A 20,497-nucleotide genomic window follows, 5' to 3' on the forward strand; every position below is an offset into this window, starting at 1 on the left:
CGGGACGCCGGGTATGAGACGGCGGCCTGCTGCGGTTTCATGACGATGATCGGCAGAGTGGGCAGAGTTGCCACGGGCCGTCAACGCGTATTCTTGTGGAGTGGGCTAGTAGTGGTTATTTGATTCTTGATTATTTGCTTGTGCCACCAGACTACGCGGGAGAAACCGAGTCGTTGCCACCAGACTACGTGAATCCCGCACCAGAATACGTGGGGCGAATCGGGGGCCTGTGGACGACTCAAAGCCGGCCCGTTCCGCGAATCGGATCGGTTTCGTAACGGTGCCGGTGGTGATTCGCTCCCTCTCTGTTGCCGGTGATTCGCGGTCTGCTTGCGAGTCGCGTGCCTGTTGACATCGGGCGTCAACAGCGGCACCGTTCGTTCCAGAGAGCACCTTCCACAAGAATACGCGGGGGCTGCGCCTGCAGCTTCCCGCTCTGCTTCAAGGACACGCGATGACCGGTGAGGGCCGATGACCGGGGCCGAGATGCAGGCGCTGCGCGAACAGCGCGGCGCCACCCAACAGGAGTTTGCAGGCTGGCTTAACGAACGGTTGGGCCGCCGCTATGACCGCGCCCGCATTTCACGGTGGGAAAGCGGGGCCGAACGCATTCCCCCCCGCGTGGCCCTGTTCCTGAAGACCGACGGGCAGGACAGCGCCGTTCCGGCGCCGGAGGTGGAGCGCCGCGCCGTCACGGTGGCCGTCGCCAACCAGAAGGGCGGGGTGGGCAAGACCACCACCGCCGTCAATCTGGCGTCCGCCCTGGCCCGCCACGACGCCCGCGTGCTGCTGATCGACAGCGACCCCCAGGCCAGCGCCACCATCTTCCTGGGCCAGGACCCGCGGTCGCTGGAGATGGGCAAGGCCACACTCTATTATGCGCTGCTGAAGGACCGCCCGCTGGAAGAGATCGTGCTGCCGGTGGGCAGCTTCGATCTGGTGCCCTCGTCCATCATGCTGGCGGCGGCGGACACCGAACTGATGGCGGAGCCGTTCGCCTCGTCCGTGCTGCGGGAAAAGATCGAGGCGGCGCGGCACGCCTATGACTACATCGTCATCGACTGCCCGCCCAACCTGTCGCTGCTGACCGTCAACGCCCTGTCGGCGGCCGATCGCGTCATCATTCCGGTGAAGACGGAATTCCTCGACATCATGGGCATTCCGCTGCTGCTGGACACGGTGGAGAAGATCCGCCGCCGCGGCAACACCGCCGTCACCGTGCTGGGCATCCTGCCCACCATGTTCAACGCCCGCTACAATCAGGACAACGAAACCCTGAAGGAGTTGCGGGAGACCCTGGGCGCCAAGACCCGCATCTTCGCCCCCATCAACCGCTCCACCGGCTACGGCCAGTCCGCCGCCGCCGGCCGCCCGACGCTGGAGGTGCTGCCCGACACGCCGGGTGTCATGGGCTATGTCGATCTCGCCAAGGAATTGCTGCGCCATGACGAAGCCTAAGACCGCACGCAACGTCGGCCTGTTCCGCACCGCCATGGAATCCACCGCCCGCGATGCGCTGTTCGGCACGGCGTCCGACTTCCCGCGGCTGATCGAAATCGACCTGGCCCGCATCCACCCCAACCCGCACCAGCCCCGCCGGTTCTTCGATCCCGACGATATGGCCTCGCTGGCCCAGTCCATCGAACGGCACGGGCTGAAGCAGCCGATCCTGGTGCAGGAACAGGCCAAGGGCGACTATATCCTGGTGGCCGGCGAACGCCGGTTCCGCGCCCATGAAATGCTGGGCCGCGACACCATCTTCGCCATCGTCACCTCGGGTGACACCGACGAACTGGCGCTGGTGGAAAACGTCCAGCGCGTGGACTTGTCGGCCCTGGAACTGGCCGAGGCGCTGGCCCGCCTGATGGACACCCATCATTACACCCAGGAGGAACTGGGCGGCATCGTCGGCAAGAGCCAGAGCTATGTCAGCCATACCCTGCGCCTCAACAGCCTGCCCGCCCGCATCAAGCAGGAGTATGCGTCATCGCATAGGGACGTGTCCCGCTCGGTGCTGGTGGAGGTCGCGTGGGTGAAGGACGAGGCGGAGCAGCTCGCCTTGTGGGACCGGGTGAAGAACGGCGCCAAGACCGTCAAGGACGCCCGCGCGTCCAAGGCGGGGGCGGAGCCGGCGGGGGCTGCTGTGCCGGCGCCGGTCACGCGCCTGATGTCGTCGGTCAAGCGGCTGAACAAGCAGGTGGGCGCCATCCTGCCCCACCGGGACAGCCTGGGCGATGAGGAACGCGCGGCCCTGCGCATCCTGCACCGTCAGTTGACCGAACTGCTGGGGGATGAGGCCGTCTGAGCGCCGTCAGACCGGATGAACGGCGGCGGCAATGACCGCCGCCACGCCGGTTGCGGACTGGTGTGCGCTGTCGATCACCAGACGCGGGCGGTCCCACGGGTCGTAAGGACGGTCCACCACCTGTTGCCAGGTGGGCATCACCAAACCGGCAATGTCGGCCCGCCGGGTTTCCACCCGGCGGCGGTGCTCGGCTGCGTCGGAGCAGATGACTTCCACATCCAGAATCGGCACACCGGCCCGCGCCGCCACCGCAGCCCAGCCGTCGCGGCTGATGCGCAGCGGGTTGACGCAATCGGAAATCACCACCGCCCCCAACCGCAGATTATCCTCGGCCACCCCGTGGGCCACGCAATAGCCGGCGGGGCCGAGGTCGGGGCCGAAGGCCCCGGTTGCGCGCAGGATCTGTTCGATGGTGTCGATGCGCAGATGAAACGCCGCCCGCCCGCCCGGTGTCCGGGCGGCCAGCATCCGCACCAGTTCACGGGCCACCGTGGTCTTGCCCGTTCCCGGCAGCCCCGCCAGGGCGATCAGCAGCCCGCTCATCCCCGCACGAACGGGTTGAACCGCTTCTCGTCGCCGAAGGTGGACATCGGCCCGTGGCCGGGGATGAAGGCCACGTCGTCCCCCAGCGGGAACAGCTTGTCCTTGATGGAGCGCATCAGCTCCTCATGATTGCCGCCGGGGAAGTCGGTGCGCCCCACCGACCCCTGGAACAGCACGTCGCCCACCGCCGCCAGCCGGGACGCGGCGTTGTAGAACACCACGTGGCCCGGCGTGTGGCCGGGACAGTGGATGACCGACAGGCTGTCCTCGCCCACCGTCACCGTGTCGCCGTCGGCGAGCCAGCGGTCGGGGGTGAAGGACGGGGAGGGGGGGAAGCCGAACATCCGGCACTGGTCGGCCATGCCGTCGATCCAGTAACCGTCACCCGTGTGCGGCCCCTCCACCGGCACGCCCAGCTGGTCGGCCAGCGCCTTGGTGCCGGCGGCGTGGTCGGCGTGGCCGTGGGTGACCAGGATCTTCTCGATGGTCACGCCTGCGGCCTCCGCCGCCTTCAGGATGCGCGGCAGGTCGCCGCCGGGATCGACCACCGCCGCCCGCTTGGTGGCTTCGCACCACAACAGGCTGCAATTCTGCTGGAACGGGGTGACCGGAACGATGGCGTACTTCATGGCGTGATGATCCTTGGCGGCGGACGCGGTGCCCGCCCAAGCTACGCGAAGGGTGCTTTTCCTGGCAAGCCGGCGGCGGAGTCTGGTACATCCCCTGCAGTCCCCGTTCCTGCCAAGTGTGGATTCCTCCCGTGATCTCCTTCGATCCCAAGGCCGTGGCCGCCGATCTGCGCACCCTGCGCGATTTCATCCGCTACGGCGTCAGCCGCTTCACCGCCGCCGGGGTGTCGTTCGGGCACGGCACCACCAACGCCTTCGACGAGGCGGTGTTCCTGGTGCTGGAAACCCTGCACCTGCCCATCGACCAGCTCGATCCCTATATCGATGCCCGTCTGACCCTGGCGGAGCGCGAGGCGCTGGCCGTCCTCATCGAGGCGCGGGTGGAGACCCGCAAGCCCGCCGCCTATCTGACCAACCGCGCCTATATCCAGGGTATCCCCTTCTATGTGGACGAGCGGGTGATCGTGCCGCGGTCCTACATCGGCGAAATCCTGTTCTCCGACATGATCGGCGGGGCGGATTTCGCCCTGATCGACGATCCGGCGTCGGTGGAACGGGTGCTGGACCTGTGCACCGGGTCCGGCTGTCTGGCCATCCTGGCCGCCCAGGTCTTCCCCAACGCACAGGTGGACGCGATCGACCTGTCGGAAGAGGCGCTGGAGGTGGCGGCGAAGAACGTCGCCGACCATGGAGTCGAGGACCGCGTGACCCTGCTGCACGGCGACCTGTTCGCGCCGGTCAAGGGGCAGCGCTACGACCTGATCCTCACCAACCCGCCCTATGTGGATGCGGAGGCCATGGCCTGCCTGCCGCCGGAATATTTGCACGAACCCGACATGGCGCTGGCCGCCGGGGCCGACGGCATGGACATCGTGCGCCGCATCATCGCCGAAGCCCCCCGCCATCTGGTGGACGGCGGCGGGCTGCTGTGCGAATTCGGCACGGGCCGCGAGATCCTGGAAGAGGATTACCCCAACCTGGACTTCCTGTGGCTGGAAACCGCCGAAAGCTTCGGCGAGGTCTTCTGGCTGACCCGCGAGCAGTGGAAGCGGGGCTGAGATCCCCCTTGCGCTTCCGCCCCTGAACGTGCGTATCATTCGCATGCCCCTATGAGGGGCAGGGATTGGGAGTGCCGTTGATGAGCGTGGCTGAGACGACGACGGGTCCGGCCCGTCTGGGCGCCCTGCGCAAGGGGGCCCGGTGCGAGGTGACGGGACTTGACGAGGCGGGCATCGATTGCCCCCTGCCTTTGGGCGAACTGGAACGCCGGCTGATCGAAATGGGGCTGGTGGAAGGGGCGAAGGTGGAAGTGCTGCACGAAGCCTTCCCCGGCCGCGATCCCATCGCCATCCGCGTCAACGAACACATCATCGCGTTGCGCCGGGCGGAGGCGAACGCGGTCATGGTGGACCTGTCCACCCAGGGCTGAGCGTCCCAGAAGGAACCGTCCCCAGGAGGAGCCGTCATGGTGCAGATGGTGATTGTGTATGCCGTGGTCGCACTGGCCGCGGCCTGGACCCTGTGGCGGGTCGTTCTGCCCGCCGCCGCCCGCGCCGCCGTGCTGAAAGCCCTTGGCCGCGAGGTCAAGGAGACGGGCGGGTGCGGTGGATGCTCCTGCGGCGACGGCAAGGGGCGGTGTCATTGACCGCCCCCGCCGCCGCCGCGGGAAACCCGATCAGATCAGCGTGACCGACACCGCTTCGGGGCCCTTGCCGCCCTGGCGGACCCGGACGCGCACAACCTGACCTTCGGCCAGGGTGGAGAGGCCGGCGCTGGTGCGCAGGGCGTTGATGTGGACAAAGATGTCCTTGCCGCCGTGGTCGGGCTGAATGAAACCGAAGCCCTTGGTTTCATTGAACCACTTCACCACGCCTTCCACTTCCTCGCCGCCGCCGGCGGCGGCGGAGTCGTCGAAGCGGCTGCGCGGGGCCGACGGCGCCGGGCCGGAAGCCCGCGCGGTGGACAGATCGACGGAATAGATGGCGAGAACCTGCTGGCCCCGCGGACCATCGCCCACATCGACGCTCAGGGTGGCACCCTCGGGCAGGGTGTCATACCCGCTCTGCGCGACGGCAGAGACGTGCAGGAAAGCGTCGGGCGAACCGTCGCTCAGGCTGGCGAAGCCGAAGCCCTTCTGTGCGTTGTACCATTTCACCTGTGCGGTGATGTTGCTCTTGGTGGCTGTGGGGGTGCGGAAGCCACTCTTGCCCGTCGGACGGTTGTACATCGGTTGTTCGATTCGTAAAAAACAAGGAACGATCCTAGACTGTCCCTTGGTTCGCGTGCGCCGTCAAGAAAAGGATGGAGGGATACCCCATCATGCCCGCCATCACGCCCGCCGGCCCATCAGCCGGCGGGTGCCGATGAAGCGTTGAATCATGCCCCGTTCGAACGGGGTGAAGGGCCACAGAACCAGTGTCAGCACCGCGAAAAGCGCCACGGGGAGGGCATAGACCGCCGTCTGCTCGACGATTCCCGTGGGGGCGGGCAGCAGCAGCGTCAGCACCACCGAGGCCGCCGCCGCCAGCCCCAGCCGGGCGTATCCCCCGGCATCGATGCCATAGGCGTAGCCGCGCCGCCCCAGCATGGCGATGATGACGATGTGCGACAGCGCCTCGCCCAGCAGCATGGCGCCCACCAGCCCCTCGGCCCCCCAGCCGGCCCACAGCGCCGCCACCGCCAGCGGCAGGGCCGCCACGCTGGCCACCGACCCGGCGGACGTCAGCTCGGGGCAGTTCAGGATGTTGGTCAGCAGCGACAGCACCACCCGGTGGCTTTGCAGCACCAGGAACAGGGTGAATCCTACCGCCACCGCCCAGGCGTCGCCGTACTTGCCGCCGGAAATCGCCGCAAGAAGGTCGTCGCCGAAGGCCGCGGCCAGAATCACCGCCGGCATCAGCACGATCAGGTTGGCCTTGTACAGGAACTGCACCCGCTCCTTCAGCCGGCCATAGTCGTTGTCCACGGCGAAGGACGCCACGATCTTGGGCCGCGCCAGCGGGATCAGCAGCGTGATGGGCAGATAGCGGCGCAACTGGTCGGCGAAGGTGCGGCAGAACCCGAATCCGGCCAGCGCCGCCGGCCCGGCCATCGACGTGCCCACCAGCATCAGCGCGTTGGGGCTGGCCGCCCCGTTGATCACCTGGGCCAGGTAATTGTGCCAGCCCACCGCCAGCATCTGGCGGAAGGGCGGCGGGGTCCAGCCGGGGCTGCGTTCGTGCCCTTTGAGCGCGTGGGCCATGAACCACCCCAGTTGCCCGAACGCCACCACCAGCGACAGGGCGGAGGCGGCGAGGTCGGCCATCACCACCCACGCCAGCGTCAGCCCGCCGTCCCAGATGCCCCAGCCCACCAGCCCGGCGAACACCACCGCGCGCAATGCTGCATTGCTTTGGGAGGAGACCTGCATCAGCAGCGGTTCGAACACGTCGCCGCGTAGGGAGCGCACCAGCCCCTCCAGCAGCGTCACGGCAATGTACAGGCGGAACACCTCCTCCTGCCCGCCGATGTCCAGCCACGCGGCGGTCCACGCGGCCCCGGCCAGGACGGCGGCGGAAAACACCGCCAGCGATGCCGCCCGCACGCCCACGAACCACGTCAGGAACCGCCGCAGGTCCGATGCCGCGGCGTGGATGCGGTATTCCGGCAGATAGCGGGCGCTGACCCAATCCATGCCCAGGCTGGTGTAGGTGATGGCCAGCCCCAGCGTGGACAGCAGCAGGGCGTAGACGCCGAAGCTGGGGATGTCCAGATGGCGGGCGACCATGACCATGGCCAGCATGGTCAGCCCCGCCGACAGGAAACGCCCGAACAGCAGCGACACCAACCCGCGCCGCAGTGCCTTGACCGAATAGAGATGCGACCGCACGGCCCGATCCTTTCTCAATGCATGCACAGCACGGCGTCCAGCGGCTTGCGCTGGGACCGGGCGACGGTGAAGGTGTCGGGCAGGTGGCCCACGGCCATCAGCATGATGACGCTTTCATGCTCGGGGATTCCCGCCTCCCGCCGCAGGGCGCGGTCGGTTTCCCGCGTTACCGACCAGTTCAGCATGCAGCACCCCAGCCCCAGGGCGTGGAAGGCCCAGGCCAGCGTCATGGCGAACAGCCCGCCGTCGATCCAGCCCTGATACCGTTCGCCGACGCTGGTGAAGTGGCGCAGGTCGGCGGTGACCGCCAGCACCGCCCCGGCCCGGTCGCCGAAGCCGCGGTTGCCGTTCTGGTGCGCCAGGATCCGCGCCCGCTGCTCAGCACCGGTGAAGGCGTGGACCCGCCAGCCCTGGCGGTTGCACACCGACGGGGTGTGCAGCGCCAGCGCCACCGCCCGCTCCAGCGTGGCATGGTCCACCGGTTCGCCCGTGAACTGCCGCACGCTGTGGCGCGTGGCGAAGAAGGCGTCCACGTCACCGGGCCGGGCGGCATGGACCGCCGCGCGGGTGACGGGGATGGTGCCGCCGTACACCCGGCCTCCCTTGGGGCCTCCCTCGGGGCCTCCCTCGGCGCCCGCCGCGGGGCGGGGGTGGCGGGCATAGCGGGCCAGCGCCTGGGCCACGCGGGTGTTGGTGATGCCGAAGGGGCGGTTGAAATCCTGCCACGCCGACAGCGTGTCCACGCCGGCGGCGGCGGTGGCGTCCATACCGTGGCGTTCAAGGTACAGATCCAGCAGCGCCACCAGCCGCAACGCCGCGTCCTGGCCGAAGCCGGGGCGGGGGGCGGGCAGGGCGAGGCCCTTTTCCAGCCGGTGCCAGTTCAGCGTGACCAGGGCCGCCAGTTGCGTGTGGTCCAGGCCGGCATCGCTCAGCCCCGCCGACGACCACCGCCAGTACCGCCGGGCGTCGTACCAGCCGTTGGCGGCCAGCGCCGCCATGGCCCGCAGCCGCCGGTTCCATGCCGCCAGCCGGGCCACGGCGGCGGCGGGCAACACCCGCGCCGCCAGCCCGCGTTTCCACGACACCGGCGGGGCCGGCACCGCCACATCCTGCTGCGTCATTCCCCAACCTCTTCTGCCGCATCCGCGAAATCACACGGTTCTTAGGATGGGGGCTGCGGTGCGGAATATCCGGGCGGCGTCGGTGGTAAGGCCGCTGGGCCAACGTCTTACCGGGTTCGGCTATCCCCTCAGCCGATGGGGCTGCCGGCCAGCGAAAGGGGCGATGCTGCTTCGGCGTTCCTGCGGCGGGCGGGTGGGGCCGCTATTTTTCCCCTGTCGATCCCACAAGCACAGGTGGCCGTTCATGTCGCTGCGGCTGTATTTCACCGGACACCGCTCCTTCGCCAACCATGGGTGCGAGGCGCTGATCCGTTCCGCCGCCGCCCTGTTCCGGGAAGCGTTCGGGGATGTGACGCTGCTGGTGCCCTCGGCGGACGCGGACGAGGACCGGCGCTTCTGGCCCGACGCCGCCGCCCACGGCGTGACCTTCGTGCCCGTGGCGGACCCGTGGGCGGGGCACCGCTGGTGGGACCGCGCCGTCCGCCGGGTGCCGGGGTGGAGCCGGCTGCCGTGGCCCCGCGGGCCGCTGGCTCCCGGCACCCGCGGGCCGCTGGAAAGCGCCGACATGCTGGTGTCCACCGGCGGGGACAATTATTCGCTCGATTACGGGCTGGTGTCGCTGTTCACCATGATGGCGGTGGACGGGGCGGCCATGGACCGCGGCCTGCCGGCGGTGCTGTGGGGGGCGTCGGTGGGGCCGTTCGACGGCGCACCCGCCCCGGTGCAGCGGGCGGTGTCGCGCCATCTCCGCCGCTTCGACCTGGTGGTGGCGCGGGAAACCCTGTCGCACGCGTGGCTGCAGTCCCAGGGCGTCGATGGCCGTCTGGCGCTGGCCTGCGACCCGGCGTTCTCCATGAAGCCGGAGCCGGTGGCGCTGGCCGGCTTCTGGCCGAAGGAGGGGGACAAGGGCACGGTGGCCGTCAACCTCAGCCCGCTGATCCGCCGCTATCACGCCGCCGGCACCACCGGGCGCCCGCTGGAGGAGGAGGCTGCGGCCTTCATCGCCGGGCTGGCGGACGAAGGGTACGGCGTGCTGCTGCTGCCCCATGTGGTGGGGCAATCGGGATCGTCGGTCAAATGCGACCACGCGCTGCTCAGCGGCCTCACCGCCCACACCGGCACGGCGGGCGGGCGCATCGCCGTGGCTCCCCGCACGCTGAACGCCCCGCAACTGAAACACGCGCTGTCGCGCTGCCGCTATGTGCTGGCGGCGCGCACGCACGCCACCATCGGCGCGCTGTCGTCGGGGGTGCCCACCCTGTCCATCGCCTACAGCCTGAAGGCCAAAGGCATCAACCGCGACCTGTTCGGCGATGCCCGCTACGTGCTGGACGGGGCGGCGATGACGGCGGCCTCCCTGCGGGAGGCGCTCGCCCGGCTGGAAGCGGACGAGGGCGACATCCGCCGGCTGCTGGCCGCCCGCAAACTGGACTGGCCGGAGTCTCTGCAGCGCGCGCTCGACCGGTTGAAACGCTGCCCGCTGGAGCGGGGGCGGGCCGAGATGGCCGCCGCCTACTGATACGGACACGACACAGGGAAGCCTGAGACATGCCACCACCGACCAAGGGAACGCCCGGCGTCCATGCGCCGGCGGGAGGGCCGATCGTGCGCGGAAAGGAACACACCGTCCTCATCGTCTTCGGCACCCGGCCCGAAGCGATCAAGATGGCCCCGGTGCTGAAGGCGCTGGAGGCCACCCCCGGCATCCGCCCGCTGGTGTGCGTCACCGCCCAGCACCGGCAGATGTTGGATCAGGTGCTGGAGCTGTTCGCCATCCGGCCCCAGTACGATCTGGACATCATGCGCGACGGGCAGGGGCTGAGCTATGTCACCGCCGCCGTGCTGGACGGCATCCAGACCGTCATCCGCGACTGCCGCCCCGATCGTATTCTGGTGCAGGGCGACACCACCACCACCATGGCCGCGGCCATGGCCGCTTTCTACGAGCGGGTGCCGGTGGGCCATGTGGAGGCGGGCCTGCGCACCGGCAACGTCCATTCCCCCTGGCCGGAGGAAATGAACCGCCGGCTGGCCACCGCCATGGCCGACCTGCATTTCGCCCCCACCGAACAGTCCCGCGCCAACCTGCTGCGCGAGGGGATCGATGGTTCCCGCGTGCTGGTCACCGGCAACACCGTCATCGACGCGCTTCTTTACGCGGTGGACCGGATCGAGCGGGACCGGGGGCTGCAGGCGGAGCTGGACGCCCGCTTTCCCTTCCTGGCCGATCTGGCGGGGCAGGGGCGGCGGGTGATCCTGGCCACCGGCCACCGGCGGGAGAATTTCGACGGCGGGCTGGAACAGGTGTTCATGGCCCTGTCGTGGCTGGCCGAACGGCCCGACGTGGGCGTGGTCTTCCCCGTCCACCTGAATCCCAACGTGCAGAAGGCCGCGGCGGCGGTGCTGAAGGACCGGCCCAACGTCCACCTGATCCCGCCGCAGGATTACCTGCCGTTCGTCTATCTGATGATGCGCGCGCACCTCATCGTGACCGACAGCGGCGGCATTCAGGAAGAGGCACCGTCGCTGGGCAAGCCGGTGCTGGTCACCCGCGACACCACCGAACGGCCGGAAGCGGTGACCGCCGGCACGGTCGAACTGATCGGCCCGTCGGCAGACGCGGTGACCGCGCACGCCACCCGGCTTTTGGACGATACCGCGGCCTATCTGCGCATGAGCCGCGCCCACAATCCCTATGGCGACGGCCGCGCCAGCGGCCGCATTGCGGAAAGGTTGCTCCATGAATCCCGTCGGTAAGATCTCCGTCATCGGCCTCGGCTACATCGGCCTGCCCACCGCCGCCGTCTTCGCCGACCGCGGGGTAGAGGTGGTGGGGGTGGACGTCAACGCCCGCGCGGTTGAATCCATCAACGCCGGCAAGCCGCACATCGTCGAACCCAATCTGGCCGCCTTGCTGCGCCGGGTGGTGGAGGCGGGAAAGCTGCGCGCCACCACCACCGTGGAGCCGGCGGACGCCTTCATCATCGCCGTCCCCACCCCGTTCCAGGACATGGAGGGGCATCACTGGCCCGATGTGTCCTACATCGAAACCGCCGCACGCGCAGTGGCGAAGGTGCTGAAGCCGGGTGATCTGGTGATCCTGGAATCCACGTCGCCCGTCGGCACCACCGAACGCATGTGCGGCTGGATGGCGGAGGAACGCCCGGACCTGACCTTCCCCACCCAGCGGGGGGAGATGTCCGACATCCGCGTCGCCCATTGCCCCGAACGGGTGCTGCCGGGCCGCATCCTGGACGAGGTGGTGAACAACGCCCGCGTCATCGGCGGCATCACCCGCCAGTGTGCGCAGGCAGCGCTCGGCCTCTACCGCATCATCTGCGAGGGCGAATGCCGCCCCACCAACGCCCGCACGGCGGAACTGGCGAAGCTGACGGAAAACGCCTACCGCGACGTCAACATCGCGTTCGCCAACGAGCTGTCGGTCATCTGCGACCGGCTGAAGATCAATGTGTGGGAACTCATCAAACTGGCCAACCTGCACCCGCGGGTCAACATCCTGCGCCCCGGCCCCGGTGTGGGCGGCCACTGCATCGCCGTCGATCCGTGGTTCATCGTGGACAGCGCGCCCGAGGAATCCCGCCTGATCCGCATCGCCCGCGAGGTCAACGACCACAAGCCCGATTTCGTCTGCGCCAAGGTGCAGGAAAAGGCGCGTCATCTGGTGGAGCCGGTCATCGCGTGCCTGGGCCTGTCCTACAAGAAGGACGTGGACGACCTGCGCGAAAGCCCGGCGGTGCACATCGTGCAGAAACTGGCCCGCGACAAGGTCGGGCGTATTCTGGTGGTCGAGCCGCACATCACCCGCCTGCCCCCCGACCTGGAGGGCCTGGGGCTGGAACTGGCCGGGTTCGAGGATGCGTTCGAGCGGGCCAACATGGTGGTGCTGCTGGTGGACCACATGAACTTCCTTGAGGTGGACCGGGATCTGCTCAAGGACAAGTTCGTCATCGACACCGTGGGCGTGTGGTAACGGCAGCAAGGGGGCAGCCATGAGCACGCACGATCACGGGTCCGATCCCGAAACCCCGGCCCCGACCGCCGCCCTGCTGGCGGCCCATGGGGTGCCGGAACGCCGCGCCGTCTTTCTGGGATCGCCCGTCGATCCCCTGACCATGGACGAGACGCTGGCGGTCATCGACGACGCCATGGGCCGGCGGGTGCCGCTGAAGCATGTGGTGGTCAACGTCTCGAAACTGATGTCCATGCGCCGCGACGCGGCCCTGCGGGGCGACGTGTGCGGCAGCGACCTCATCAACATCGACGGCATGGGGGTGGTGTGGGGGGCGCGGCTGGCCGGCATCCGCGTGCCGGGCCGGGTGGCCGGCATCGACCTGATGGACCGGGTGCTGGGGCTGTGCGCGGCCAAGGGCTACCGCCCCTACATCCTGGGCGCGCGCCGCGAGGTGCTGGAAAACGCCATCGCCGCCATCCGCCGCCGCCATCCCGGCATCACCTTCGCCGGCTGGCGCGACGGCTATTTCGGCCCGGCCGAGGAACCGGAGGTGGTGGAGGCCATCCGCCGCTCCGGGGCCGACTGCCTGTTCGTCGCCATCTCCAGCCCCATGAAGGAACGCTTCACCCAGCAGCACCGCGACCGGCTGGGGGTGCCGTTCCTGATGGGGGTGGGCGGGTCCATCGACGTGTTCGCCGGCCACACCCGGCGCGCGCCCGTGTGGGTGCAGAACGCCGGCATGGAATGGTTCTTCCGCATGGCACAGGAGCCGCGCCGGCTGTGGCGCCGCTACCTGTCCACCAACTGCGTCTATCTGGGCCTGCTGGCGGGGGAGGTGGTGCGGGCGCGCCGGCGCCGCGCCACCCCCATCAATGGCTGAGCCGGCGCCGGAACGTTCATGTGCGTCATACCGTATTGCATAGGAAACCGATGATATGAACGTCGTTTCTCCACGCACCACCATCGACCCGGAAACGCGCCAGACATGGCTGTGGGGGGCCACCCGCACGGTCACGCTGGCCGACCTGGGGCTGATCGTGCGGCGGCGGCTGTGGCTGGCGCTGATCCCGCTGTTCCTGGTGCTGCTGCCGGGGCTGGCGGTCATCGTGATGTTGAAGCCGTTCTACACCGCCACCGGCTCCCTGGTCATCAAGCAGCCCGACGTGCCTGCAGCCCAGCTCGCCCCGCGCGCCGGTCAGGCCGCCGTGGACATCCAGACCCATCTGGAGGTGCTGAATTCCGAACGGCTGGCCCGTCAGGCCATCGCCGAGGCGAAGCTGGCGGAGCGGGTGGAATTCAACCCCGCCGTCGATCCGCCCACCGGCTGGCTGGCGTCGCTGAAGATGCCCGACTGGAAAGGCTGGCTGGCCGGGATGGGCATCGGCCCCGCCCGCTGGGCCAAGGCGCCGGGCGAGGGGGGCGAGGCCGTCCCCGACCCGGTGGAGGCCGAGGTGCTGCCCCGCTTCCGCGATCAGCTGCGGGTGGTGCCCATGGGTGATTCCCGCGTGATCCAGATCCAGTTCACCGCCCAGGATCCGGCGCTGGCTTCCGCCGTCACCAACCTGATGGGGCAGCTTTTCATCACCTACCAGCTCGATGCCAAGCTGGAGACCAAGCGCGTCGCCACCACCTGGCTGAACAGCCGGATCGCCGACCTGCGGCAGAAGGTGGAGGAGGCCGAACACAAGGTGGAAGCCTTCCGCGCCAACGCCGGCATCGTGCAGGGGCGTACCTCCAACCTCGTGTCGGAACAGCTCTCCACCATCGGTACCGAACTGCTGACCGCGCAGGCCACCGCCGACAGCGCCGCCGCCCGGCTGCGCGAGGTGCAAGGCGCGCTGAACACCCGCGGCCCCCGCGCGGTGCTGGAGATGATGACCGCCGCCAACCCCGGCGTCGGCGCCCTGCTGCAGAGCGACATCGCCGCCCGCCAGCGTCAGGCGCAGTTGCTGTCCAACTACGGCCCGTCGCACCCGTCGGTCGTCAACAGCCGGTCGGAAGTGGCCTCGCTGGATGCCAAGATCACGGCGGAGGCCAACAACGCCGTCGCCGCCGTGCGCAGCGAGGCCGCCGTGGCCGCCCGCAAGGTCACCACGCTGGAGGAATCCCGCCGCGCGCTGGAAGGCGAACTGGGCCGCACCAAATCGGCCGAGGTGCAGATGCGCGACCTGGAGCGCGAGGCGGAGGCCAACCGCCTGCTGCTCACCGACTATGCCCAGCAGCTGAACACCCATGAGCGGGTCGCCATCGACCAGCCCGACGCCTGGGTGCTGTCGGGGGCCGCCGAACCGTCGCTGCCCTCCGGCCCCAACCGCAAGCTGCTGGCCGCCGGCGCCGTCATCGTGGCCGTGGCCCTGTGGCTGCTGCTGGTGGTGGCGGCGGAGCTGATGGAAAACGGCATCCGCGGCAGCGAGGACGTGCGCCACGCGCTCGACGCCCACCCGCTGGGGCTGGTGCCGGTGATCGGCGGGTCGCTGACCGGGCGCCGCGCCCTGGCCCGCCACGTGGTCAACCGTCCGGCGTCGGCCTATGGCGAGAGCCTGCGCGGCCTCTACACATCGCTGATGATCGAGATGCAGCGGACCGGTGGGGGCAAGGCGGTGATGGTCACCTCCTCCGTCACCGGAGAAGGCAAGTCGATGCTGGTGGCATCGCTGGGCCGCATGGTGACGCAGCAGGGGCAGCGGGTGCTGATGATCGACGCCGACCTGCGCCGCCCGTCGCTGGAAAACCTGCTGGGCGGCACCCTGCAGCCGCTGGCCGAGCCGCTGCCGGCGGACGCCGGGATCGCCGGGATGATCCGTCAGGACGCGCTGACCGGTGCCCACGTCATCACCGCCGGCGCCCTGGCCGCCTCGCTGAAGGCCATGGGGCGTTCGTCCCACGCGCTGGGCCGTGACGAACTGGCGGCGGTGCTGGCGGCGGTGCGGCATCTGTACGACCTGATCCTGATCGACACGCCGCCGGTCGCCCCGGTCGCCGATTCCCGCGCGCTGGCGCAGGCGGTGGACCAGTGCATCTTCGTGGTGCAGTGGAACCGCACCAGCCCGCGGGTGGCCCGCTTCGCGCTCGACCAGCTGCGTGATGCCGGGGCGCGGGTGGCCGGCGTGGCGGTGACCCAGGTCCACAGCCGCAAGCACGCGCTGTACGGCTTCGGCGACAGTGCGGTGTCGGCCCGCGCCGCCTACCGCTACTACTCGGGCTGAGATCATGACCGCTTCGTTTCAGAGCTTCACCGGGGGGGATTGGCGGCGTGCCGCCGATGCCCTTCCCCCCGGCGGGCGGCTGACCATCGGGGTCATCGCCCGCAACGGAATGCCGTTCCTTCTGCCCTGCCTGGAGTCCCTGCCGCCGCCGGACCTGTTCGGCGGGCGGCTCGACATCGTGCTGGTGGACAGCGCGTCCACCGACGGCACCACCGGGGCCATGACCGATTTCGCCTTCGCCCGTCCCGACACCCGCGTGTACCGGCTGGACGGGCAGGTCAACGCCGCGGTGGCCCGCAATACCGTGCTGGCCCACGCCCGTCCGGGCTATCTGATGCTGCTGGACGGCGACATGGTGGCCGCCCCCGATTTCCTCGCCACCGCCATTGCGCTGATCGCGGGGGGGCAAGCGGGGGCGGTGGTGGGCGCGCTGAAGGAACAGCGTTTCGACGCCGGCAACAACCCCGAGGGTGACGTCATCTGGCGCCACCCGCCCGAAGGGCCGGTGCCGGTCAGCCTGACCGGCGGGGCCATCCTGCTGGGGCCGCAGGCGCTGGAACCGGGCCTGCGCTACGACGAGAAGCAGAAGATGTGCGAGGATTGGGATTTCGCGCTCCGCCTGTCGGGGCGTCACCGCATCCTGCGCATCCCGGTGTGCATGGCGCTGCACCTGACCCATTACTATTTCTCGCCCCAGCGGCAGATGAGCTATTACCGCGACCTGCGGCCCAGTGCGGTGGGCCAGTTGCTGCGCAAGCATCTGGCCCATCCCGCCCGGCTGGCGGCGGTGCTGAACCGCGAGCGGGGCATCGTGGCCGGCGGCGGGCTGCAGGGGCTGGCGCTGCTGGCCGCCGCCGCCGGGTCGCTGCCGCTGGCGCTGCTGGCGCTGGCCGGGCTGCTGGCCGACAGCGGGCGGGCGTGGTGGCGGGGCAAGCTGCCGGAATGGGCGGGCACCCGTCTGGCCGGTCCGTGGATCCTCCTGTACGGCCTTGTCACCCCTGGCCCGGCGCTGCTGCGCTACGCCGTGCGGCGCATCGCCTGAACCATCGGAAGAAGGGGAAGCGGCCATGGCCCAAACGATGCTTTTCGACCGGACCGGCGTCAGCCTGTGGCGGGTGGCGCTGGTCACGTTTCTGACCCTGTTCCACAACGAGCTTCTGGCCGTCTTCCTCGGCATGGACGAGGTGATGGTGCGCCAGGGGGGGCTGGCGGTGCTCACCATGCTGTCGCTGGGGGCCTTTGCCGTGCTGGTGTGGCGGGGGATGGTGTTCGCCCACCCCTTCCTGCTGTGGCCGCTGGGGTTGCTGGTGCTGTTCCTGGTGGTGTCGCTGTTCGCCAACACGGTGTTCTTCCCCAAGCCGCTCAGCCACTGGCTGGCGGCCCATTACGTCTATCTGCCGGTGCTGCAGGTCTATCTGCTGGTGGCGCTGCGCTGCACGGCCAAGGACGTGGTGTGGGGCCTGATCGCTGCGGGCGTCATCGCCGCCGCCCTGATGATCGGGTACGAGGCGGGGGCGCTGCCCATGCTGCGCAGCTTCGTCCGCCGCTCCATCTTCGGCCAGGACGTGGCCCGCATCGTCATCATGAAGTACGAGTTCTTCTTCGCCTCCCTGGCCTTGTTCGTGCTGGTGCTGTCGTCGCGGATGGGACCGGGGTGGAAGGCGGGGGCGCTGGCGGTGCTGGGCGTGTGCCTGGCGCTGCAGGTGCAGCTGGTGCAGAGCCGGCAGGGGCTGATCGCCATGGCCGTGGGCGTGGCGGTGGCGCTGCTGCTGGACCGCCAGACGTTCCAGTTCCGCCCCTTTCTGGTGCGCGCGGCCATGGCGCTGTGCGCCATCGTGGTGCTGCCGGTCCTGCTGGAGCCGTACATCGCGCTGCTGGCCCGCGACGACCTGATGGAATCCCGCGAACTGAACGTCGCCATCCGGTTCGAGACGTTCTTCCACTACCTGCCGATCTTTCTCGATACCGGCGGGGTGGGGTTCGGCATGTCGGCCCCGTCGGGGCGGATCAACAACATCATCGCCGCCTCGCTGGCCCAGCACGTCAACTTCACCGACCTCGGCCTCTATGGGGCGCTGTTCCAGTTCGGCGTGCTGGGCGGGGGGGCGGCGGTGTACCTGACCTTCCAGGCGGTGAAGGTGGGCATCGGCGGCGCCCGCCGCTTCGATGCCGACGAGCGGTGGTGTGCCGCGGTGATGGCCGGCTATTTCGTCGGCTGGCTGTGCGTGCCGGTGCCGATCAACGCCTTCACCTTCACCTCCTCCATCCATTTCGGGTCGCTGGTCATTCTGGTGATCTGGCACATGCGCGCCCACCTGCGCTTCCTGGCGCTCACCCGCCCCGCCGCCGGGGAGCCCGCCGCCCATCCGAACGGGGTGGTGCCGGCCGCGCCGGGGGTAGGCTGACCGCTTTCTTGCCGGTGGGCGGCGATCCGACCACCATCGGCGCACACCCTCTTCTTCATGCAAACGGGAAGGAACGGCCCGTCATGCCGTCTTGTGCAAAGACCCTTGTGGCGGCGGCCCTGCTGGCCCCGCTGCTGGCCGGCTGCGTCGGCGGGGAGGAGCGTCACGCCGCCCTGGACCCGGAAAAGGTGGAGCGCGGGCGCGACCTGTTCGCCACCTGTGCCGCCTGCCACGACATCCGCAAGCGCCGCAACGGCGTCGGCCCCCATCTGGTGGGGATCGTCGGCCGTCCGGCGGGACAGGCCCGCGGCTATGCCTATTCCGAGGCCATGGCGGGGCAGGGGGACCGGGATTGGACGCCCGATGCCCTGCGCGCCTTCCTGCTTGACCCCGAAGCGGCGGTGCCGGGCACCAACATGGCCATCACCGGCCTGCCGCCCGCCGATGCCGACGCCGTGGTCACCTATCTGCTGAGCCGGGAGTAAGCCCCCATGCCCATCACCCTCAACCGCCGCACCCTGCTGGCCGCGGGGGCGGCGGCGCTGCTGACGCGCCCCGTCTTCGCCACCCCCGGCACCAGCGGCTTTGCCGACGCGCTGACCGACGACGTGCCGGCGGTGCTGGACACCGACCTGTGCATCGTCGGCGCCGGGGCCGCGGGCATGACGCTGGCCATGCAGCTTGCCGACGCCCCCATCCGCATCCTGATGCTGGAAAGCGGCGGGCTGGACATCGACGGCCAGACCCAGGGGCTGTACCGCGGGGCCAACACCGGCCTGCCGTACTTCGACCTGACCGCGTGCCGGCTGCGCTATCTGGGCGGCACCACCAACCATTGGGGCGGGTACTGCCGCCCCAACGACCCCATCGACTATCAGGGGCGGCCCGACCTGGGCGTGCCGGCGTGGCCGGTGACGGCGGCGGATCTCGCCCCCCACATCAACCGCGCCGCCGCCATGCTGGGTCTGACACCCGAAGGGTGGGATCCGGCGTTCCAGCTCCGCGCCCGCAAGCTGCCGGAAAACGACCTGCTGGAAGCGCACGGCGACACGCTGATGACCAAGGTGTTCCAGATCAGCCAGCAGGTGCGCTTCCGCCCCCTCTACCGCGACCGGCTGATGGCGCAGGGGAACCTGAAGCTGCTGCTGCACGCCAACGTGACCCACATCGGCCTGGACCCGGACGGGCGGCGGGTGGAGCGGCTGACCGTGCGCGCGCTGAACGGCAGGACCACCGAGGTGCGGGCCAAGCGCGTCGTCCTGGCCTGCCACGCCATCGAGAACGCCCGGCTGCTGCTGTCGTCCGACGACGTGATGCCGACGGGGGTGGGCAACGCCCACGGCCATGTGGGCCGCCATTTCATGGAGCACGCCCATGTGATCTCCGGCGTGTTCATCCCCGCCAAGGGGAAGTTTCCGGCCATCTATGATTCGGACTACATGGCCTCCCTCAACGTCAACGCGAACCTCGGCCTGACCGAGGCGGCGATGCGCCGCCGGGGCATCCTGCAGTACTACTGCCGATTCCTGGTGCCGCAGGAGAACGAGGCGGTGCGCGCGGCGATGGGCCGCATGAAGGACGCCTTCTGGGAGCCGTTCGACCCCGCCTTCCTCGACGATGTGGCGGAGGTGATGGGCAACCTGCCCAGTGCGGCGGCGGCGGTGCGGGACAAGCTGACCACCACCCGCGGCGACGCCCGCTATTACCTGCTGGACCACCGCATCGAACAGGCGCCCAACCCGGCGTCGCGCATCGAACTGTCGGCGGAGCGCGATGCGCTGGGCAACCGCCGGGCCAACCTGCACTGGGCCTTGAACGATCTCGACTACAAGACCTTCCAGCAGGGGCAGGCGGCGGTGGCCGAGGCCATGACCGCGCTGGGCATGGGCGAATTCCGCCTGCGCACCCTGGATGCCGACGAGGTGGACCGCAAGGTCCGCGGCCATTTCCACCACATCGGCACCACCCGCATGAGCGAACGCCCCGAGGATGGGGTGGTGGACGCCAATTGCCGGGTGCATGGGCTGGAAAACCTGTACGTCGCCGGCAGCGGCGTGTTCCCCACCGCCGGTTATTCCGGCCCGACCATGATGCTCATCGCGCTGGCCATCCGGCTGTCCACCCATCTGAAGGAAGGAACCGCGGCATGATCCCCCGTCTTGTCCTGGCGCTGGTGGCGCTGCTGCTGCCGCCCCTGTCGCTGGTGTTCGCCTCGGCGTGGCCGGGCCGCATCGTGCCCGCCGTTGCCGCGGCGGCGGGCGCGGCGGTGCTGTTTTTTGTGTGGACCGGGCCGGGCCTGCTGCTGTGGCTGGCCGCCGGCATCATCGCGGCGGTGACCGTTTTGCGCAAAAGGTGAGGTCTTAACCGTTTATGCGGCGTCGCATGAGGTAGTTTGGGCAAGGGAGGGACGAACCCATGGCGAAAGGCATAGAACCTTTGTTGTCCCC

Annotated in this window: 20 protein-coding genes; 15 read left to right on the top strand and 5 right to left on the bottom strand. The window is 69.4% G+C overall.

Annotated features, from left to right (window positions below; translation table 11 throughout):
* The first annotated feature begins 471 nt into the window (after positions 1-471).
* Both M2352_RS15345 and M2352_RS15350 read left to right on the top strand, forming a co-directional pair.
* Positions 472-1,458 (top strand): AAA family ATPase, encoded by a 987-nt coding sequence (locus M2352_RS15345; protein WP_264665444.1) that lies wholly within the window; start codon positions 472-474, stop codon positions 1,456-1,458.
* Positions 1,445-2,305, top strand: coding sequence for a ParB/RepB/Spo0J family partition protein (locus tag M2352_RS15350; protein ID WP_264665445.1), 861 nt, complete (start codon positions 1,445-1,447; stop codon positions 2,303-2,305). Before M2352_RS15345 ends, M2352_RS15350 begins: the two co-directional genes overlap by 14 nt.
* 6 nt (positions 2,306-2,311) lie before the next feature.
* Here M2352_RS15350 and M2352_RS15355 read toward each other — a convergent pair whose 3' ends face one another.
* Positions 2,312-2,848, bottom strand: coding sequence for an AAA family ATPase (locus M2352_RS15355; protein ID WP_264665446.1), 537 nt, complete (start codon positions 2,846-2,848; stop codon positions 2,312-2,314).
* Positions 2,845-3,477: an MBL fold metallo-hydrolase gene (locus M2352_RS15360; RefSeq protein ID WP_264665447.1), complete on the bottom strand. Its 633-nt coding sequence runs from the start codon at positions 3,475-3,477 to the stop codon at positions 2,845-2,847. The genes M2352_RS15355 and M2352_RS15360 overlap by 4 nt, the downstream gene beginning before the upstream one ends.
* 131 nt (positions 3,478-3,608) lie before the next feature.
* On the opposite strand from M2352_RS15360, the gene prmB reads away from it, so the two are divergent.
* The 3 genes from prmB (at position 3,609) to M2352_RS15375 (ending at position 5,122) form a co-directional block, all read left to right on the top strand.
* Positions 3,609-4,535, top strand: a complete 927-nt coding sequence (gene prmB, locus M2352_RS15365; protein WP_264665448.1) for a 50S ribosomal protein L3 N(5)-glutamine methyltransferase — start codon at positions 3,609-3,611, stop codon at positions 4,533-4,535.
* An 80-nt stretch (positions 4,536-4,615) separates the two neighbouring features.
* Positions 4,616-4,906, top strand: coding sequence for a FeoA family protein (locus M2352_RS15370; RefSeq protein ID WP_264665449.1), 291 nt, complete (start codon positions 4,616-4,618; stop codon positions 4,904-4,906).
* 36 nt (positions 4,907-4,942) lie between these two features.
* Positions 4,943-5,122 (top strand): hypothetical protein, encoded by a 180-nt coding sequence (locus tag M2352_RS15375; protein WP_264665450.1) that lies wholly within the window; start codon positions 4,943-4,945, stop codon positions 5,120-5,122.
* 30 nt (positions 5,123-5,152) lie between these two features.
* Here the strand turns inward: M2352_RS15375 and M2352_RS26505 are convergent, their stop codons facing one another.
* The 3 genes from M2352_RS26505 to M2352_RS15395 form a co-directional block, all read right to left on the bottom strand.
* Positions 5,153-5,704 (bottom strand): cold-shock protein, encoded by a 552-nt coding sequence (locus tag M2352_RS26505; protein ID WP_319802046.1) that lies wholly within the window; start codon positions 5,702-5,704, stop codon positions 5,153-5,155.
* A 102-nt stretch (positions 5,705-5,806) separates the two neighbouring features.
* Positions 5,807-7,345, bottom strand: coding sequence for an MATE family efflux transporter (locus tag M2352_RS15390; protein WP_264665451.1), 1,539 nt, complete (start codon positions 7,343-7,345; stop codon positions 5,807-5,809).
* A 14-nt stretch (positions 7,346-7,359) separates the two neighbouring features.
* Complete coding sequence (locus M2352_RS15395; protein WP_264665452.1) at positions 7,360-8,466, bottom strand: nitroreductase family protein; 1,107 nt, start codon at positions 8,464-8,466, stop codon at positions 7,360-7,362.
* 244 nt (positions 8,467-8,710) lie between these two features.
* Here M2352_RS15395 and M2352_RS15400 point away from each other — a divergent pair, with 244 nt between their 5' ends.
* The 10 genes from M2352_RS15400 to M2352_RS15445 all read left to right on the top strand — a co-directional run bounded on the left by M2352_RS15400 (position 8,711) and on the right by M2352_RS15445 (position 20,406).
* Positions 8,711-9,985, top strand: coding sequence for a polysaccharide pyruvyl transferase family protein (locus M2352_RS15400; protein ID WP_264665453.1), 1,275 nt, complete (start codon positions 8,711-8,713; stop codon positions 9,983-9,985).
* 29 nt (positions 9,986-10,014) lie between these two features.
* Positions 10,015-11,223 carry a non-hydrolyzing UDP-N-acetylglucosamine 2-epimerase gene (gene wecB / locus M2352_RS15405; protein WP_319802047.1) on the top strand — a complete coding sequence of 403 codons (1,209 nt, stop codon included), beginning with the start codon at positions 10,015-10,017 and terminating at the stop codon, positions 11,221-11,223.
* A complete protein-coding gene (wecC, locus tag M2352_RS15410; RefSeq protein ID WP_264665454.1) occupies positions 11,207-12,457 on the top strand; it encodes a UDP-N-acetyl-D-mannosamine dehydrogenase in 1,251 nt (416 codons plus the stop codon). The genes wecB and wecC overlap by 17 nt, the downstream gene beginning before the upstream one ends.
* A 19-nt stretch (positions 12,458-12,476) precedes the next feature.
* Complete coding sequence (locus M2352_RS15415) at positions 12,477-13,319, top strand: WecB/TagA/CpsF family glycosyltransferase (protein ID WP_264665455.1); 843 nt, start codon at positions 12,477-12,479, stop codon at positions 13,317-13,319.
* 55 nt (positions 13,320-13,374) lie between these two features.
* Complete coding sequence (locus M2352_RS15420) at positions 13,375-15,645, top strand: GumC family protein (RefSeq protein ID WP_264665456.1); 2,271 nt, start codon at positions 13,375-13,377, stop codon at positions 15,643-15,645.
* A 4-nt stretch (positions 15,646-15,649) separates the two neighbouring features.
* Entirely contained in the window at positions 15,650-16,687 is a 1,038-nt protein-coding gene (locus M2352_RS15425; protein ID WP_264665457.1) for a glycosyltransferase family 2 protein, read from the top strand.
* 25 nt (positions 16,688-16,712) lie between these two features.
* Entirely contained in the window at positions 16,713-18,050 is a 1,338-nt protein-coding gene (locus M2352_RS15430; RefSeq protein ID WP_264665458.1) for a hypothetical protein, read from the top strand.
* An 83-nt stretch (positions 18,051-18,133) separates the two neighbouring features.
* Positions 18,134-18,535 carry a c-type cytochrome gene (locus M2352_RS15435; RefSeq protein ID WP_264665459.1) on the top strand — a complete coding sequence of 134 codons (402 nt, stop codon included), beginning with the start codon at positions 18,134-18,136 and terminating at the stop codon, positions 18,533-18,535.
* 6 nt (positions 18,536-18,541) lie between these two features.
* The gene (locus M2352_RS15440; protein ID WP_264665460.1) at positions 18,542-20,200 is read left to right on the top strand and encodes an FAD-dependent oxidoreductase; all 1,659 of its coding nucleotides are present in this window, start codon (positions 18,542-18,544) and stop codon (positions 20,198-20,200) included.
* Entirely contained in the window at positions 20,197-20,406 is a 210-nt protein-coding gene (locus M2352_RS15445; protein WP_264665461.1) for a hypothetical protein, read from the top strand. Before M2352_RS15440 ends, M2352_RS15445 begins: the two co-directional genes overlap by 4 nt.
* Positions 20,407-20,497 lie beyond the last annotated feature (91 nt).

The sequence above is a fragment of the Azospirillum fermentarium genome, assembly GCF_025961205.1.
Taxonomy (GTDB): Bacteria; Pseudomonadota; Alphaproteobacteria; order Azospirillales; family Azospirillaceae; genus Azospirillum; species Azospirillum fermentarium.